The 15,354-nt window shown below is 70.6% G+C and carries 15 protein-coding genes; 2 read left to right on the plus strand and 13 right to left on the minus strand.

Annotated elements, in window-relative coordinates; all coding sequences use genetic code 11:
- Nucleotides 1–165: 165 nt before the first annotated feature.
- The gene (locus tag ACQ452_RS27595) at nucleotides 166–906 is read left to right on the plus strand and encodes a DUF1963 domain-containing protein (protein WP_433388631.1); all 741 of its coding nucleotides are present in this window, start codon (nucleotides 166–168) and stop codon (nucleotides 904–906) included.
- A 304-nt stretch (nucleotides 907–1,210) separates the two neighbouring features.
- Here ACQ452_RS27595 and ACQ452_RS27600 read toward each other — a convergent pair whose 3' ends face one another.
- Nucleotides 1,211–2,437 carry an ATP-grasp domain-containing protein gene (locus tag ACQ452_RS27600; RefSeq protein WP_433388633.1) on the minus strand — a complete coding sequence of 409 codons (1,227 nt, stop codon included), beginning with the start codon at nucleotides 2,435–2,437 and terminating at the stop codon, nucleotides 1,211–1,213.
- 7 nt (nucleotides 2,438–2,444) lie between these two features.
- Nucleotides 2,445–3,692, minus strand: a complete 1,248-nt coding sequence (locus ACQ452_RS27605; protein WP_433388635.1) for an ATP-grasp domain-containing protein — start codon at nucleotides 3,690–3,692, stop codon at nucleotides 2,445–2,447.
- Between the two features lie 369 nt (nucleotides 3,693–4,061).
- On the opposite strand from ACQ452_RS27605, the gene ACQ452_RS27610 reads away from it, so the two are divergent.
- The gene (locus tag ACQ452_RS27610) at nucleotides 4,062–5,198 is read left to right on the plus strand and encodes a DUF2637 domain-containing protein (RefSeq protein WP_433388636.1); all 1,137 of its coding nucleotides are present in this window, start codon (nucleotides 4,062–4,064) and stop codon (nucleotides 5,196–5,198) included.
- A 315-nt stretch (nucleotides 5,199–5,513) separates the two neighbouring features.
- Here ACQ452_RS27610 and ACQ452_RS27615 read toward each other — a convergent pair whose 3' ends face one another.
- The 11 genes from ACQ452_RS27615 to ACQ452_RS27665 all read right to left on the minus strand — a co-directional run bounded on the left by ACQ452_RS27615 (nucleotide 5,514) and on the right by ACQ452_RS27665 (nucleotide 15,091).
- Nucleotides 5,514–5,972 carry a DUF4262 domain-containing protein gene (locus tag ACQ452_RS27615; RefSeq protein ID WP_433388638.1) on the minus strand — a complete coding sequence of 153 codons (459 nt, stop codon included), beginning with the start codon at nucleotides 5,970–5,972 and terminating at the stop codon, nucleotides 5,514–5,516.
- 3 nt (nucleotides 5,973–5,975) lie between these two features.
- Entirely contained in the window at nucleotides 5,976–6,359 is a 384-nt protein-coding gene (locus ACQ452_RS27620) for a hypothetical protein (RefSeq protein WP_433388640.1), read from the minus strand.
- 150 nt (nucleotides 6,360–6,509) lie between these two features.
- Nucleotides 6,510–7,103: a hypothetical protein gene (locus ACQ452_RS27625; protein ID WP_433388642.1), complete on the minus strand. Its 594-nt coding sequence runs from the start codon at nucleotides 7,101–7,103 to the stop codon at nucleotides 6,510–6,512.
- Between the two features lie 235 nt (nucleotides 7,104–7,338).
- Nucleotides 7,339–8,361, minus strand: a complete 1,023-nt coding sequence (locus ACQ452_RS27630) for a hypothetical protein (RefSeq protein WP_433388643.1) — start codon at nucleotides 8,359–8,361, stop codon at nucleotides 7,339–7,341.
- A gap of 47 nt (nucleotides 8,362–8,408) precedes the next feature.
- Nucleotides 8,409–8,702, minus strand: a complete 294-nt coding sequence (locus ACQ452_RS27635) for a hypothetical protein (protein WP_433388645.1) — start codon at nucleotides 8,700–8,702, stop codon at nucleotides 8,409–8,411.
- 340 nt (nucleotides 8,703–9,042) lie between these two features.
- Entirely contained in the window at nucleotides 9,043–9,855 is an 813-nt protein-coding gene (locus ACQ452_RS27640; protein WP_433388647.1) for a hypothetical protein, read from the minus strand.
- A 47-nt stretch (nucleotides 9,856–9,902) separates the two neighbouring features.
- Nucleotides 9,903–10,415 carry a hypothetical protein gene (locus tag ACQ452_RS27645; RefSeq protein WP_433388649.1) on the minus strand — a complete coding sequence of 171 codons (513 nt, stop codon included), beginning with the start codon at nucleotides 10,413–10,415 and terminating at the stop codon, nucleotides 9,903–9,905.
- A 73-nt stretch (nucleotides 10,416–10,488) separates the two neighbouring features.
- Complete coding sequence (locus tag ACQ452_RS27650) at nucleotides 10,489–10,917, minus strand: DUF3085 domain-containing protein (RefSeq protein ID WP_433388651.1); 429 nt, start codon at nucleotides 10,915–10,917, stop codon at nucleotides 10,489–10,491.
- 82 nt (nucleotides 10,918–10,999) lie between these two features.
- The gene (locus tag ACQ452_RS27655) at nucleotides 11,000–12,214 is read right to left on the minus strand and encodes a monooxygenase (protein ID WP_433388652.1); all 1,215 of its coding nucleotides are present in this window, start codon (nucleotides 12,212–12,214) and stop codon (nucleotides 11,000–11,002) included.
- Nucleotides 12,215–12,349: 135 nt separating this feature from the next.
- Nucleotides 12,350–13,948, minus strand: coding sequence for a VWA domain-containing protein (locus ACQ452_RS27660; protein ID WP_433388653.1), 1,599 nt, complete (start codon nucleotides 13,946–13,948; stop codon nucleotides 12,350–12,352).
- Nucleotides 13,949–13,975: 27 nt separating this feature from the next.
- On the minus strand, nucleotides 13,976–15,091 hold the full coding sequence (locus tag ACQ452_RS27665) for an AAA family ATPase (protein ID WP_433388655.1): 1,116 nt from the start codon (nucleotides 15,089–15,091) through the stop codon (nucleotides 13,976–13,978).
- Between the last annotated feature and the right edge of the window lie 263 nt (nucleotides 15,092–15,354).

The raw sequence follows: 15,354 nt of genomic DNA on the forward strand, positions 1-15,354 counted from the left end.
ATCACAGAGAGATAAGAGTCGACGTTGGCGCAGGCTGAACGTAACGACGATCATAGACGGATACAGCAGAATCCGAAATCGACCTATATACCGGCATCATCGCCGCCCCGGCCGAGCGTCCTGGCACCTCGTGGCCCGTCGGACCTCTCGTGCACAATGCCCACTGTGGATTACCGTGACGATTTTCGTGAGGCCGCCCGCAAGCGCGACGTGCCGGAGGACGCCATCGAATGGTGGCTGCAGCTCGCCCGTCCCGTCCTGGAGTTGCACACCCAGTGCGCCGGCCCGATAGTCGGCTACTTCGGCGGTAAGCCGGCCCTGCCCGAGGGAGTCGAATGGCCGGACGGCATGACGTACCTCGCCAGCCTCGACCTCTCCGCGATCCCGGCCGGGTCGCACGACATCGATCTGCCGTCCGACGGGCACCTGCTGTTCTTCTCTGAACCCTACATCGCGCCGGAAGCGGAGGTCGTCTACGTGCCGGCGGGCACACCGGTCACCGAGCGCGAACTGGAGGAGGACGCGGACCACCAGGAGTGCGAGCGGTTCCCGCTGTACGGCGTGCGCGGATGGGACCTCCCGTTCGAACGCGGGGACAGCGCGATCGACATCGGCGAAAGTCGCTACGACGAGAAGGTCTTCCGCGACATCAAGTGGCATCTGACGGCTGACGACGGCTGCATGGGCACCATCGGCGGCTACACCGATCGCGCCACGGGTGGGGGCGAACACGGCCTGAAGTCACCCGAGACGGAGACCCTCCTGGGCTACCTGTTCGTGGACGCGGACCTCGCGGGCGAAGGCTTCGGACGCGACGGCACGATGGTGGGCTGGGTGCTGGCGAACGAGGATCTGGCGGAGCGCCGGTTCGACCGGGCCAGGACGGTCTCCGACTTCAACGGCTGACCGCGGACGACCCAGCGCCTCGCGCCCTGTCGCAGAAAGCCGCCCGGATCACCGGGCCGACGCCCAGTCACGGGTACGCAGTCGGCGAACGCCCGGATCGTGGCTCCGCACGCCGCCCTGGCAGCTCACCGATATGCAAGCATAAGATCATGAATAGCTGGGCTTACCCACTCGAAGGCATGAGTGCGCTGGGTCGACAACAGTGACCTCGGCTTCGACCATGCGCCGGCAGAGCCGAGCGTAACGGCCCTGCGGCAAGTGACCGATGCCCCCGGGCGAGACGTTGGAGCACCGCGGGTGACGGTCAGACCCGTTCGAACTCAATCTCCTCGAGGCTCCACCGTCGCAGTTGCGCGAGGTACGACTCGCATTCGGCGCTGCTGTCGCCGGCGACTATCGCGGTCGCCATCACGTCCGACGCGAAGGTCGGGCCCGGCAGCACCTCACCGATCGGCACCGTCTGTTCGTAGCGGGTGATCCACCCGAAGCCGGGCGCCGGTGCCTTGACCAGCCGCCCCTTGCGCTTCATCACCAGCAAGCTACCGGCGATGCGACCCGGTGCGGTGAAGATGCCAGTGATGGTGCTGAGGCCGACTTGGGCGCGGACCCACTGCTCGGACAGGTCGAAACCGAACGCCGTCGCGACCATTTCCTTGATGACCGCTCCGCCGGTCCGGCAGGCGATCTCGCACATGACCAGGCGATCGTCCGGCGTGTGGAACACCTCCGCGTGGAACGAGAAGTTCTGCGGTGAGGGCAGTGCCGCTACGATAGACCGGCACAGGTCCTGCATACGCCCGACGACCTCGTGGTCGGGATCCAGCATGACCGCGGCCAGCGACGGCACCTCGGCGAACGTCGACAGCGCGTCGAGGTAGCGGGTCGGCCAGCACATCACCATGGTGCCGTTTAGCACGAGGCCGTCGACGTGGTACGTCGTGCCCTTGACGAACGATTCGACCATGAGCCCGGCGACGAACTCCGCGCCCCGACCGCCGACTCGAGCCACGTAGGCGTCCACCTCGGCCGCAGTGCGCAGGACGGTGACGTCCACCGCGCCCGCACCGTTGCGCGGCTTCACCACGACGGGTCCGCCATGGCGCTGCCAGTAGGTCGTCACATCTGACGCTGTGCGGACCTCGGCCCACGGAGCGACGTCGACGCCGGCCGCCTGCACCAGCTGCTTCATCAGTACCTTGTCCCGAAAGGCCGACGCCGACGCCGCCGACTGACCGTCGAGTCCGAGGACCTCGCGTATCGTGCCAGCCCGCTCCAGGTCGAGCTCGTTGCACGCGATGACATGGCTGAACGCATGCGTGCGGGCCAGCTCCAAGACCCGGCGCTCCAGCCGTCCGTCGGCGTCGTATCCGGTGACGGCCTCCGCGTAGCGGTAGTTTTCCGGCAGCCGTTCCCGGTAGAACTGCAACTTCTCAGCCGATGCGAGAAGAACGAGGTCGCCGTCGTAGCCGTCCAGCCAAGTTCGGTACGGATGCGTCGCGAGCGGGCCCCGGTTGAGGATCAGGATCGTCATGGCGCTGTCAGGCACACCCTTCGACCTCGATGTTCACCGCGTCTAAAATGGCCTCACAACGTTCTGCAGCGACTCTGCTCGTCGCTCCGGAGGCGACCACGTACGCCGGCAGGCGATGCAGCCCGGAGGTGAGTTCGGCGACCGGTTGACCTGGCCTGAGCTGCGTCACGACCCCGACCTCGTCGCCCATGATGTCCTCGAGACCGGGCATGCCAGCCTTGAGGTCCGGGGCGATGTTGACGACCCGCGCCTCGATGCGGTCCAGCCCGTGAATCGCGCGGATGCGACCGGGGCGGGCGAGGAAGCTTCGCAGCGCTGCGCCCCGTGCCGGTGGCACCGCCTCCGGCAGCGGCTCCAGTCCTAGCGGCACCGACAGGAACATCCGGGTGAAGTCCAAGCCGTATGCGCGGCGCACCAGCTCGGGCAGGCCGCCACCGGCGAAGCGGTTGTGCGACTCGAGGATCCGAGGTCCGTTCGTGGTCATCACGAACTCGGTGTGCGCCGGCCCATCGGTCAGGCCGACCGCGGCCAAGGTCAGCACGGCCATGCGCCGCACCTCGTCTAGGTCCCAGGATCCGGTGTAGGCCGGCATGTTCGATCCGACTTCGACGAAGTTGGAGCCGACCTTGTATTCGGTCACGCCGACCGCGAGGTGGCGGCCGTCGTGGGAGATCGATTCGACGCTTCCGACCGGGCCTTGCAGGAACTCCTCGGCGATGGCCACGCGCAGGCCGGACGCCGCGAGTGCCGCCCAGGCACCTTCGACGGCACCGGGGTCCTTGAGGAGGTGGATCTGCATGCTGGCCGTGCCGTCCACCGGCTTCAGGACGACCGGGCCACCGACGTGTTCGATGAACGCGACGACCTCAGCCGCGCTGCGCACCAGCCGGTAGGCGACCGGGCTGATTCCCTCGCGGGCCAGAGCCTCGCGCGTTGCCGCCTTGCTCTTGAGTGTCTCGACCGCCGCCGCGCTGTTGCCCGGCAGGTTGAGCGCCGCGGTGACGCGTGCGATCGAGGTGGCCGCGGCCTCGCTGGTGGTCAGGACGCGGGCGAACGGACGCCGCCGGTGCATCGGTGCCAGGATGTCGACGATGGCTCGGGCGTCATTGAGGTCGGGAACGTCGATGACCTGTTCGCAGTAGTCCGCGACGTGCGGCTCGTAGCGGCCCGCCATGTGCAGCAGAACCACGTCGACGCCCAGGACTTTGGCGTGCCTGAGGGTGTAGGCGGATCCGCCGAGGACTGCGACGCGCACTCAATCACCTTTCTGTGTGGATGACCGTTGGCCGACCGGGGTCAGGACGCTGACCGGAGACGCCAGATTGGTGACAGACAGACCCGGACCGAGGAGCCGATCAGCAGCACCGCCACGCCGTAGAGGACGGAGCGCAGGCCGACGAGCTCGGCGGCTGCGCCGCCCACCAGCGGGCCGATCGCGCGCCCACGCCGCACTCAATGACCTTGACGCCATCCGCGTACTGCGCCGCACCCTGACCCAACGACTCAGCGAGATCGACGCCGAGCCCACTGATGACACGCTCACCCTCGCCGACCGGCTCATCGCTGAGGTGCGCTCGCGGCGCGGCCCACGCTCCTCCGACGGCCGGCCGTCGGCGTGAGCAGCGTGGCTCGTCCGGCCAGCGGTCCGGGAACACCAGTCGCCGCCGGCAGCGCCGAGGACAAGCAGCTGCGCAGGCTGCGGTGGGCGGTACGGGCAACTCTCGCCTTGGGCGTCGCCGCGTCGGTGGCCGCGAACGTCCTGCACGCCCGACCGAACCCGATCAGCCAGATCATCGCCGCCTGGCCGCCCCTGGCGCTACTGCTCACCGTCGAATTGATCTCCCGCGTCCCCCACCACCGCTGGCACCTCGGCGCGATTCGCGTCACCGCCGCTGCGGTCATCGCCGTCATCGCCGCCTGGGTGTCCTACTGGCACCTCGTCGGTGTCGCAGCACGCTACGGCGAAACCGGCTACGGCGCCGCCTACCTCCTGCCCATCTCCGTTGACGGACTTGTCATCGTCGCCAGCGTCAGCCTCGTCGAAATCAGCGCCCGCATCCGCGTCACGTCGCCGCAAGCAGCAGCCACAGCAGCCACCGAACACCGCCCGGCCCCAGCACCCACAGCTGGCGCCCCTGTGACTCCGCCACCGGCCTCCGAGCACGTTAGCCAGTCAGACAAGGCAGAGATTGCCGCAAGCCACGCCGACCCACGTCCGCTCGCGGGCGCCGAGCACACCGCCGCGCCGACGGCACGCACCCAGGCCTCGGTCGTGACGCCGCAGCCCGCCGCGGCAACCAGGCCACCGAGCGCCGACGCCAACGGCGACACACCGCCGCCGGGGCTCGACGCCACGCAGACACCACCCGACGCCGTCACTGCGCCTGCCGCCGGCAAGGCGGCCGGAACGCTCTCGGAGAACGCAGGCCCCACTGCCGCGACACCAGGCAGTCGGCCGCCGACCACCGAGATCGCGCCGCAGGCGACGCCCGCCGCAGACGCTGATCTGGGCGCACCGCCACCGGAGAGCGCCAAGGGCGGTGACCGGGAAGATGATCCACCGGCCGACGGCGACACCTGGTTGGCCGATACCGCCGCAGCGGTGGCGTACTGGCGACGCCGTGATCCCGCGCTGCAGCCGGGCGAGGTCGCTGCACGGATCGGCAGATCAGAACGGACTGTGCGCCGCCACTGGCAGCCACGAGCAGGGGCCCGCACCGCACGCACCAACGGCCATCCCACCGGCAAGCGGCGACGCTGATCCTTGTCCGACCCGGTCGGCCAGTGATCCGGGCGGCGACCCCAACGACAAAAGGACCGGGTTTCGTGCTCTCCGGGGCGGGCGTACGGCTTCAGCCGGTGACACACCGCGAGCGCGAGGACGAGCCCCGGTACGACGGTGGGCTGCACAGGGCCTTCCTGTCCAGCCCACCGGAATCCCCAAGGTCGCCCCGCGGGCGCCCACTTCACGTTGGCGCCCGCAGGGCGATCAGTGCTGCGCCCCGAACGGCCGCTAGGCAACAACTGTCTGATCGAGTATCCGTGAGTCCGCACGCCCCTTTCGGCGCCGCGAACGTCAGGGACGTCGCATGGTCGGCTGCGTCGACGACGGGTACGCGTAGCCGGCGTCCCAGGGGAAGCGGCCCTCCGGGTCGGGCCACACGATCTGCTGCACACGAACCTGCTGGCCGTATCGGGCAATCGCGGCGCCCGGGTGCAGCTGTTCGGTAGGAGTGCCGTCGATGACGACCGCGTCGTAGCCGGCGATCAGGTCGCCGATGCGTTGACCGTGGGTGAAGCGCTCGGCTCGGTCGTAGACGCGGGCGGCGAGGTCGTTGAGCAGTTGCTGTGAGATGGCGGGATCGAGTCCGGCGATCAGCAGCTCGGGATGGTCGTGGGCGGTGAGCCCGACGGTGTAGGCGAACGGGGCGTTGTCGTCGGTGTCGTCCGCGCCGGGGTGCACGAGCGTCACCGCCCAGCCGACCCGGTCGATGATCTCGCTCTGGCGGCGTAGGAAGTCCTCGATGCCGGTCACCGGTCAGTTCCTTTCCGCGTTGTCGTGACGCTCGGTCAGAGAGGGTGGATCGACTTCGATGAAGCCCCAGAGCCGCTCGATGAGATCCAGCGCCTGGGTGCGGTAGCGGTCGGCGAATCCGCGGCATATCGCCGGCTTAGCCTGCGGGTATAGGTAGTGCGGCAGGGTGTCGTGACAGATGATGTAGCGCTCTTGTTCGCGGGCGTGGTCGACGAGGGCGCGGAGCTGCCCTGGCTGGAGGTGCATCCGGTTGCCGGAGGCGAAGATGCAGGTGTCGCACTGCCGCGACAGCAGCCGCGACTTCCCCAGGATCGGATCGCCGACGCTGAGGGACTCGTCGAGGTCCGGTTCGACGGGATCGTCGCCGGGGTTGGGCACGTGTTCCATGATGTCTGCCTTGTTCAACGGGCAGGGGGCGCCGCCCGATGGCGATGCCCCTGGTCTCGGATCTTGTTGGGGTGGGATCGGCTGCTGCCGGCGGTGCCCGGGTGGCGGGTCGGGCCAGCTGCGTCGTGCTCGCCGGTGGTTGAGGCGCGCTCACTGCCTCGTGACGGGGGCGTGGACGGCGAGCAGGAGCCGGTCGGCCGGTGGCCACCCGTCGGCGGCGGGCTGCCAGGCGTCGGCGGCGTCGATGGTGGGAAACGGTCCGACGACCGCGAGTTGTGCGCGGTCACGGTCCAGCAGGGCCAGCGCGACGCGGTCGGCGTCGAGGGTGGTGGTGCGGGCGGCGTGTGCGATGTCCGGTGGTATGGAGGTCCACTCGTCGTCGCTGACGTTTGGTTCGTCGGGGTCGTGCAGGGTGACTGGTGTGGTGGCGGCGATGTCGGCGTCGTGCATGGCCAGGTGGGGCGCGTAGTGGGCGGTGGCGGCCCGGCCGGGGATCGGTCCGTGCAGGGATAGGGCGTTGGTGGTGGTGACGGCGAGCAGGGCGTGGGGCTGCTGGTCCTCGGCGGTGTCGAGCAGGGCGAGGCTGAACGCGTTGCGGCTGCCGATGTCGATCAGGGTGATCAGGGTGGGTCGTCCCGTGTCAGCGTTGTTCCAGCCGACGATCTCGAAGTGGTCGCTGGCGAGGGTGAGGAAGCGCTGGTAGGCGCGGTTGCTGGTGTCGAAGGGGTGTTCGATGTCGTTCACTGGTTCTCCCGGTTCAGGGCGCAGTGTGCCTGCTGCCGCGCGAGAGGCAGCTAAATAGGGGTTCGAGGCGTGAGCTTGCAGCCACTGATGACATGGCACCGCCGTGTCATCACTTGCCGCGCACATGGCACGCGGAGGGAGCGCATGGTCGCCGGCTCCGGAGGGTGACAGGCACTCGTCGTTGGCGACTGCGCTCCTAGCGGTGCGGGCACAGGTTCGTTGGGGCGGGGCGGGATTATCGGGCGAGGACGGAGACGGTCTCGCCGAGGAGCAACGGCGCTCCGTCCGGGCCTTTGATGTGGGCATGGATCCAGATGCGGTAGGGCTGCCCGTCGGCGTTGGTGAGGCGCCGCCAGTGGCCGCGCACGACGAACCGCACCCGGTAGTGCCACTTCGCCTCGCCGGTGGATTCCGTGACGGGTGTAGTGCGCCGGAGCATGACCACGCGGGTGTCGTGGCGGAGGTTGGCGCGCAGGGCGCGCCGGCGGGCGGGCCGGTCCAGGGGTGGTCGGGTGACGGTGGCGAGGGGTTGTTCCTGGATGCGCCAGAACGCGTCGAGCACGGCGGCGACGGCTCGCATCCGCAGCAATGATTCGTCGATGCAGAAGCGCCCGTCGGGGGCGGTCTCCCAGTCTTGGTCGACGGCCTCGGCTGGTTCGCCGGGGGCGATGATCGGGGTGCCGATGGGGATCTCGGCGGAGGAGTGCAGGACGTAGGGGCCGAACCGGGCGGCGAGTTCGGGGGCTTCGGTGAGTTGGCGGCGGCGGGTGGCGGCGGGGTCGAGGGGGTCGTCGCGGTCGGCCCAGCCGGTGATCCACCAGCCGGTGCGTCCGTTGCTGGTGTTGTGGAACTTCGCCCAGGCGATCGCGCCGATCGAGGTGACCTGGCCGTGGACGCCGCGTTCGTAGATGGGCTCGGGAAGGAACAGCACGCCGGCGTCGCTGGGGGCGACGTCGTTGCCGACGATGTCGCCGGTGAGGTCGAGGGCTTGGGCCGCTGCGGCGATGATCGCGGTCATGGCGGGGGCGAGGACGTAGGGTTCGCCGTCCTGCCACGGCTGGTGCGCGGCGCGGCTGAACGCGTCGGCGGCGCGCGCCCCGGTGTCGGGGCCGCCTCTGGTCGCGTCGGCGTCGGGTCCGAGGAACGCCTTGAGGTACTGCTGGGCGAAGCGGCTGCGGGTGTGGTCGGCCATACGGGCGCGCAGGTCGACCGCTGCGCGGGCGTAGCCGGCGAGGGTCGACTCACTACGGAAACTCACGGCACCTCCATCGATGTGGTCATAGTCGGCTGTGGAAGTCGTCGCTGTCAGGCGGCGCGGGGCTGGGTGCGCGAGGGCCGGAACCAGCCGGTGATCGGGGCTGGCGCGGCGACCCGGGCGCGGCCTCGCGCGCGGGGCTGGGGACGGATGGCGGCCTGCTGGGCGCGGTGGGCGTCGCGCGCTGGCGGGCAGGGGTATGCCTGGTCGGCGCAGCGCAGGTTGGCGCAGCGGTCAGGTTGGTGCGGCTGGGGTTGGTGGGCGGTGGCGACGTCGCTGGCGAGTAGCCACAACAAGACGTCGGTGACCGTGCGCGGTATCGCGCGGCGGTGCTGGGTGATCATGCGCTGCTGTCCTCTCCGGTTGGTGATCGGCGATGTCGGCCGCCACCGTCTGCGGCCAGCGGCATGGCTGACGCGGTCGGGTACGCCGCAGGCGGTGGCGGGGCCGGGGCCGGGGGTAGTCACGCTCGACTTCGCGCATTGATCAAGTCGCCGCCTGGCGGGCGGGCCTCGAAGATGCATGAGCTGGCGCTTCGCCGAAGGAATCGCGTGTCGACGACGGTGGTGCCCTGCCGGGGGCGGTCCCGGACCATGCGCTTGCGATACGCGGGCGGGTGCTCGGGCGGGCGGGTCAGCCCGACGCGCCGCCGCGGTTGGCCGCACGCAGGCGGGGTGTCTGGGTTCAGTCGTCGCGGTGGATGAGGAAGCAGTCGGGTGTGGCGGGGTCGTCGTGGCGGTAGTCGTCGAGGCGGGCGTCGTAGTGGGCGGGCTGGCCGCAGTGCCGGCAGCGCATGGGCTTCGCCTGGCTGAGGTCGCGGCCGTCGGGGTCGTAGGCGGTGGTGTGGTCGTGCGCGGGAAAGGCGCACGCTCCGTGGGTGCAGTACGGGCGGTCGCCGTGGCGCAGTCGCGCCACGACGAGGCCCTGCACGGCGACGGTCAGATCGATGCTGGCCCGGGTGCCGTCGTAGGGCACGCCGGCGGCGATCAGGTAGTCGTTGGCGTCGAGGTAGCGGTGCAGGTCAACGTATGAGCCGATCCCGACGGGCACGATGCCTTCGCTGATGTCGTTGTCGATCGCGGCGAGGATGACCTCGGCGTAGTGGCGCGCCCGCTCGGTCTGATCCGCGGTGGGTATATCCGGGGCGTGGTGGGCCAGCCAGACGCGGACCAGGGCGCGCAGGTGAGTGATGTGCGTGGCGCGTTGGGCGGTCAGGGCGTCCAGGCGCGGCCCGAGGGCCTGCAGCACGCCGATCGGGTTGAGGGTGGGTGCCGGGTCGCCGGGACCGGCGGCCAGCGCACGGCGGACCTCGTCGAGGTGCGCACCGACGGTGTCGGCGCACCGGCCGAGGTCGGACTCGGCGCCGGCGAGAGCGTGACAGGCGTCGGCGATGGCGGCGGCGGTCGCGGCCTTGTTCCCGCCGTTCTGTCGGGCCTGGGCGATCTCGTCGTCGCCGATGCGGTGGCCGGTGTACTTGTGGGCAAGGTGCAGCGGCACTGGTGAGCTCCTTCGCGCAGACGAAGTGCGGTCGGCGGGTAGCGGTGTCATCGCAGGTCGGCCGGGGTGTTGGTGGTGGTGTCGATGTCGCCGGGGGCGGCGGCGTCTCGGGCGGTGTTGTCCCAGTCGAGGTAGGTGTCGTGGCTCGTGCCGCTCAGGGCGGCGTCGATGGCGTCCTCGGCGGCCTCGACGGCGTCGTCCTGGCTGGTGGCGGTGACCTCGATCGTCACCGGCAGGGTGAGGCGGACCTGCCAGCGGCGCGGCAGTCCGGGCAGGTCCAGCGCGTGCAGGATCCGGTCGGCGGCATCCGGGTCGATGTCGTTCTCGGCGGCGGCGTCACGCAGTGTCTGCCACACCTGCCGGCGCAGCGCCAGGGACTGCTCGTCGTTGGCAGCGGGCGGGGCGCTCTGTTTGGTACGGAGGTGCTCGTGGATGCGGACGGTGGTGTGGGTGAGCCATCCCAGCGGTGCCGGTTGGCCGGGGTGGAAGGCGTCCCACGCATCACGCAGAACCGTCTCAAGGCTCGTCGGTCGCGGCTCATGATTTTCAGGGGTGGACATGTGGTCTCCGAATCGGTGAACAAGCAGACGGCCCCGCCTCCCTGGATGGGGGCGGGGCCGTCGGGCGGGCTGCTCAGTCGTGGCGGCGGGTGCGGGTGGCGCGCACCTCGTAGGTGTCGGCGCTCACGCTGAGGTGCAGCCACCGGTAGCCGGCGGCGTGCGCGGCGCGCAGGGTGTCGATCAGCGGCGTAGGCGCCTCGGTGAGGTGCAGGTGTTCGACGAAGTCGTCGCCGAGGTCAGGGTGGTGACGGGGGCCGTCGGTGTCGGGGTTCCAGCCGTGGGCGTAGACGATGAGGTTCGCCTCGGACCGGTTCGGGTCGGCGAGGCGGGGCAGGCCGCTGGACATGAGGTAGACGCCGTGGTCGTGGACCCACTCCAACGCGCCGGGGCAGAGCGTGCCGTCCTCGCGTTCGGTGAAGGTCGGGGCGTGCTCGTCGGCGGCGACGGCGTGTTCAGCCAGCCGCAGTGTGTCGGTGAGGTCGAAGTACAGGCGGGCTGTCATCAGGATCTCCTCGCGGGGAAGGCGGGTCACCGGACGGTGCGGTTCGGTTGCCCGGGCTTCGTGTCTGCCGGTGGCAGTTCGGTCAGGTGGAGGCGCTGGTGGGCTGAGGTGTTGGCGTAGGCGTGCCGAGACCGAGGGCGGCGGCGATGGCCGGGCCCTGGTGGATGGCGGCGAGGGCGGTGGGTAGGTGGCGGCGCTGCCATCCGCGCAGGGCCGCTGCCAGGTCAGCGCCGAAGCGGCGGTGTTGGGTGAGAGCGGCAGCGAGGCCGGCGGCTTGCTCGATGCCGTTGTTCGCGCCGCGGGCGGTGTGCGGGCGTACGGGGGCGAGGGCGTCGCCGAGCAGGACCGCCCAGCCGTGGCCGATGGGCCAGGCCATGCGGGTGGGCGGGTCGATGTCCATCACGGGCACCGCCATCCGGACGGCGGTGGTGTGCACGGTCGCGACGTGCGGGGTCGGCAGCAGCCGGGTGGCGTGGGCGTCGACGTGTGCGCGGGCCGCGGGACCGATGTGGTGCGGCAGGGCGAACATCCGCCGCTCGGGTGGCGCCCCGAAGTGGTGTGTGTAGTCGACGGGGGTGCAGGTGAGGTAGAAGGTCCAGTCCAGCCCGCCGGGGATGGGGGCGACGTTGTACTGGCAGCCGGGTCCGGGTTCGAGGCGCAGGAAGTCGCGCAGGGACGCCTCGGGGGTGGGTGCGTAACCGCGGTGGGCGACGTAGCCGGCGTAGCGCAGCCGTCGTGACGGGTCGAGCAGGCGACGGCCGGTGGAGGCGCGGCCGTCGGCGAACACCACCAGGTCCGCGACCTCCCGGGAGCCATCGGCGAATGCCAGCAGGGGTTGCCCGTGGGAGGTGCCGATGCCGGTGACGCGACGGCCGGTGTGCAGCACGCCGTCGGGTAGGCGGCTGGTGAGCGCGTGGTGCAGCAGTGTCCAGGTGGTGTTGCGCCCCGGGTAGACCTGCTGGGCGGTGTGGATGTGCTGACGGCCGCGGACGGTGACCTGCCAAACCGTTTCGGAGTTGTAGGCGACGATCTCGCTCTGGTCGATGCCGAGCCGGTCGAGGACGTCCAGGGCGGGGTGTTCCAGGCCGATCAGTCCGCCTTCGCGCGGCGCGACACCTGTGGCGGCTTCGTAGAGGGCGACATCGGTGAAGCCGGCGTCGAGCAGCAGCAGGGCGGTGGTGCAGCCGGTGAGGGACCCGCCGATCACGGCGATGCGCGGTTGCGTGCCATGCGCCAGCGGACCGATCGGGGTGGAGCGCGGTGCGCCTGTCGGATGGGTGAGCAGGTGTCGTGCCATGAGGTTCCCTTCTGAGCAGGGGGAACCCGGGCACGGCCGCTCGGCCGTGCCCGGGGATGCGCGGATTGCGCGAGGTGGCCGGGCAACGGCCTGGTTCGTGCGGGAAAGAAGGTCAGCGGCGAGAGGTTGGGGCTGTCATGCGTGTTCGAGGGCGGCGACGGCGGCGACGGCGATCGCGTCGACCGCCTCGACTGGGTCGGCGACCAGAAGGGTGGTGGTGTGGCCGAAGGTGTGCCCGCTCAGGTCGGCGGGGCGTAGCCACAGCACCGCGCACCCGGACTGGTGCAGGGTGGTGATCAGCCGTTGCGCGGGTTCGATGTCGGGAAGGTCGCCGTCGGAGACGACGGCGAGCATCCGCAGCCGTCCGGGTTGGCGCAGATGCAGCAACTGGTCGGCGAGTTTGACCGCGTCGCCGAACGCGGTGGTACCGCCGACGGCCGGCATGTCCAGGACATGGGTGGGCTGCTGGCGGGGCGGCACGAGCACCGTCGCGCTGCTACCGAAGCCGATCATGGTGGTGATGGCTTGGTTGGTGCGGGCGGCGTGAGCGAGTATCCAGCCAGCCGAGGACATCGGCGCCGCGTAGGAGTGCATCGAGAAGGACGTGTCCACGAGTACGGCCAGGTGCAGGGTGGGCTTCGGCGGCGAGACCTGCGTGCGGCGCTGCCAGGGTGTGGCGGTGGGCATGCTGCCGGCGGCGATCTGCGCTTTCGCGGTGATGGCGTGTCGGGTGCGCAGCCGCCCGGGCGGTATCGGACTGGGGCGGCTGTCGGGCTCGGGCACATGAGTGCGGGCCCGGCGCAACCGGGCGGCGAGGTGGCGGGCCGCGGTCCGCTCGGCGTCGGTGGGATCGCGGCGCGTCCACCACGCGGGCGCACCGTGCTGGGACTGGATCTGCTGGGCGGCGTACTCCGCCGGTGTGACGCCAGTAGCGTGCGCGAGGTAGTCGGCCAAGGCCTGGGCGAGCTGGCCGGCGAACGCGCCGGGGTCCGGCTGCGGCGGTTCCGGCCGCTGGTGCGGGTCGATGCCGAGGATGCGGCACCACCGCCACGCCAGGTCGATCATCGCGGTGGCGTCGGTGTCGTCGACGGTGTGCGCCTCGCGCCACACGTCTCGCAGCTGCCGCAGCGTCTTGCGGCCGAGGACTGCGGTGACGGCGGCCCGGACGCCCTTGATGTCCTTGGCCGTGATGATGCGCGCGTCCACGCGGGCCAAGAGCAGGCCGGCGAGGTAAGCGGCGTGCCAGGCGTCGTCGACCGGCGCGTCACCGGGGTCGAGCAGGGTTGTGACGGTGTGGCGCAGCCACCGGCGGTCACCGCGCCGCCTGCCGCGCTGCCGGTTCTCGGCGCGGGATTCCTCGAGCAGGTCTGCGACTGCGGCGACGACCGGCGGCGTGCCAGCAGGGGCTGTCCACAGGCTGTGCTTGGCGTGGGCGGCTTCGTGCACGAGCAGCCCGTAGGCGGTCGGCACGAGGCGTTTGTGGCCGGCGCGTGCCGGATTGGTGATGTCGGGGGCGCCGATGTGGGTGGCGTCGACCTCGATGCGGCGGGCGTCGGGGTAGAAGCAGGCGGGGGCGCCGCCGCCCGCGCCGGGGGCGACGGTGACGGTCAAGTCGGTGCGGCCGGTCAGGACGGGGATGTGGCGTGTCCAGGCGTCGCTCCACGCACGCCAGTCCGGGGCGTCGACCGTTGAGGTGCCGGATCCGGCGCTGCGGTGGCTGGAGGGATGAGGCATCGAGGTGTTCTCCTTGTCTCTGAGGGGTTAGCGCTGTTTGCCGAGGGCCAGTGGGGTGATGTCCGCGCCGAACTGCTGTCGGAGGGCAGCGAGGACCTGTTCGCGGTCCTCGGCGGGGGCGCGGCCGACCAGGTTCGCCACCGCCGCGGCGTTTCCGAGGGTTTTGGCGACGCGGGTGAAACCGAGCAGTTCGCGTAGCTGGGGAGCCCAGCTGACGCGCCCGTCCGCCAGGTTCTTGTTGAGTGCGATGGCGGCCTCGACAGCGGGTCGGGGCACACCGAGGTGGCGGGCGAGGTCCCAGTCGGTGGTGACCTCGATGTGCACGTCGAAGCGGGACGCGAGCGCTTCGGTGAGGATCGCGCCGTGCACGCCGGGGTTGTGGCCGGCGATGACGTAGAAGCCGTCGGCGGCCTCGACGCGTCCGTTGCGGTAGCCGGGGATGGTGATGACGCGGCGGCCGTCCATGGCCGGGTAGAGCACGGCGAGGACCTTCGGCGGGATGAGGGTGGCGTCGTCGACCAGCAACGCCCGCCCTTCTCGCATCGCCACGACGAGGGGTCCGTAGACGAACTCGAAGCCGCCGTCGGGCAGGGGGATGAAGTTGCCGAGGAAGTCCTCCACGACCGTGTCGCCGGTACCGGCGACGGTCAGCAGGTCGCCGAATGCGGCTTCAACGAGGGCGGTCTTGCCGGTGCCCGGTGGGCCGTAGAGCAGCACCGGGATACGCTTTTCCCGCAGCCGGCGCAGCACGTCCACGTCGGTGGCCCCCGCCAGCTTGCGCGGGAAGTACAGGTCACCGTTCGGGCGGGCGACCGGCTGCCGCCGACCTGCCCCGCGACGTCCTTGGCGGGGTGTGTGCGGGGCAGGCGGCGGCATCGTGCCGGCGGCGTCGATACCGGCCTGGGTAATCTGGAAGCGGTGCGGGCCGGTCAGGTGGGTGGCGTACCCGGCGGCGGCCATCTTCTTCAGCGCCTCGAAAACAGCCCCGGTCGAGGGCACGGACAACGCTTTCGTGATCTCCCCGACGGTCATCATCTGGTCCGGGTGAGCGGCGAGGTGCGCGGCGACCTTGTGGTACAGGTAGCCGGGGCGCCTACTCCCGCCAGCGGGAGGCGGGGTGGCAGGTGCGGTGGTGGGATCCATGCGGGTCCTCCTGACGTCAGGAATGGGCCCGCGCACCCGTCTCCGGATGCGCGGGCAGAAGCGAAAAGTCCGCGCAGCGGAGACAGGAACCGCCGGGGAGCGTCACAGCAGGACGCTCGGCGTGGTCGATACAAGGTGCAGCCGGACCGCCGGCTGCCCGGAGAGGGCCATCAGCACGGCGAGCCATGAAGCCCGTTCTCACCAGCGGCTAGACACGGTGGTTGCGGTCAGGACCGGCCAGCACGGCCGCGGCGTCCGGTAGC

The organism is Micromonospora sp. KLBMP9576, assembly GCF_050941805.1.
Taxonomy (GTDB): domain Bacteria; phylum Actinomycetota; class Actinomycetes; order Mycobacteriales; family Micromonosporaceae; genus Micromonospora.

What these genes read in the sequence shown, in the direction of transcription:
- ACQ452_RS27600 (WP_433388633.1), bottom strand. Translation starts at nt 2,437, where the DNA reads ATGACGATCCTGATCCTCAACCGGGGCCCGCTCGCGACGCATCCGTAC.
- ACQ452_RS27620 (WP_433388640.1), bottom strand. Translation starts at nt 6,359, where the DNA reads ATGGAACACGTGCCCAACCCCGGCGACGATCCCGTCGAACCGGACCTC.
- ACQ452_RS27635 (WP_433388645.1), bottom strand. Translation starts at nt 8,702, where the DNA reads ATGATCACCCAGCACCGCCGCGCGATACCGCGCACGGTCACCGACGTC.
- ACQ452_RS27645 (WP_433388649.1), bottom strand. Translation starts at nt 10,415, where the DNA reads ATGTCCACCCCTGAAAATCATGAGCCGCGACCGACGAGCCTTGAGACG.
- ACQ452_RS27650 (WP_433388651.1), bottom strand. Translation starts at nt 10,917, where the DNA reads ATGACAGCCCGCCTGTACTTCGACCTCACCGACACACTGCGGCTGGCT.
- ACQ452_RS27655 (WP_433388652.1), bottom strand. Translation starts at nt 12,214, where the DNA reads ATGGCACGACACCTGCTCACCCATCCGACAGGCGCACCGCGCTCCACC.
- ACQ452_RS27660 (WP_433388653.1), bottom strand. Translation starts at nt 13,948, where the DNA reads ATGCCTCATCCCTCCAGCCACCGCAGCGCCGGATCCGGCACCTCAACG.
- ACQ452_RS27665 (WP_433388655.1), bottom strand. Translation starts at nt 15,091, where the DNA reads ATGGATCCCACCACCGCACCTGCCACCCCGCCTCCCGCTGGCGGGAGT.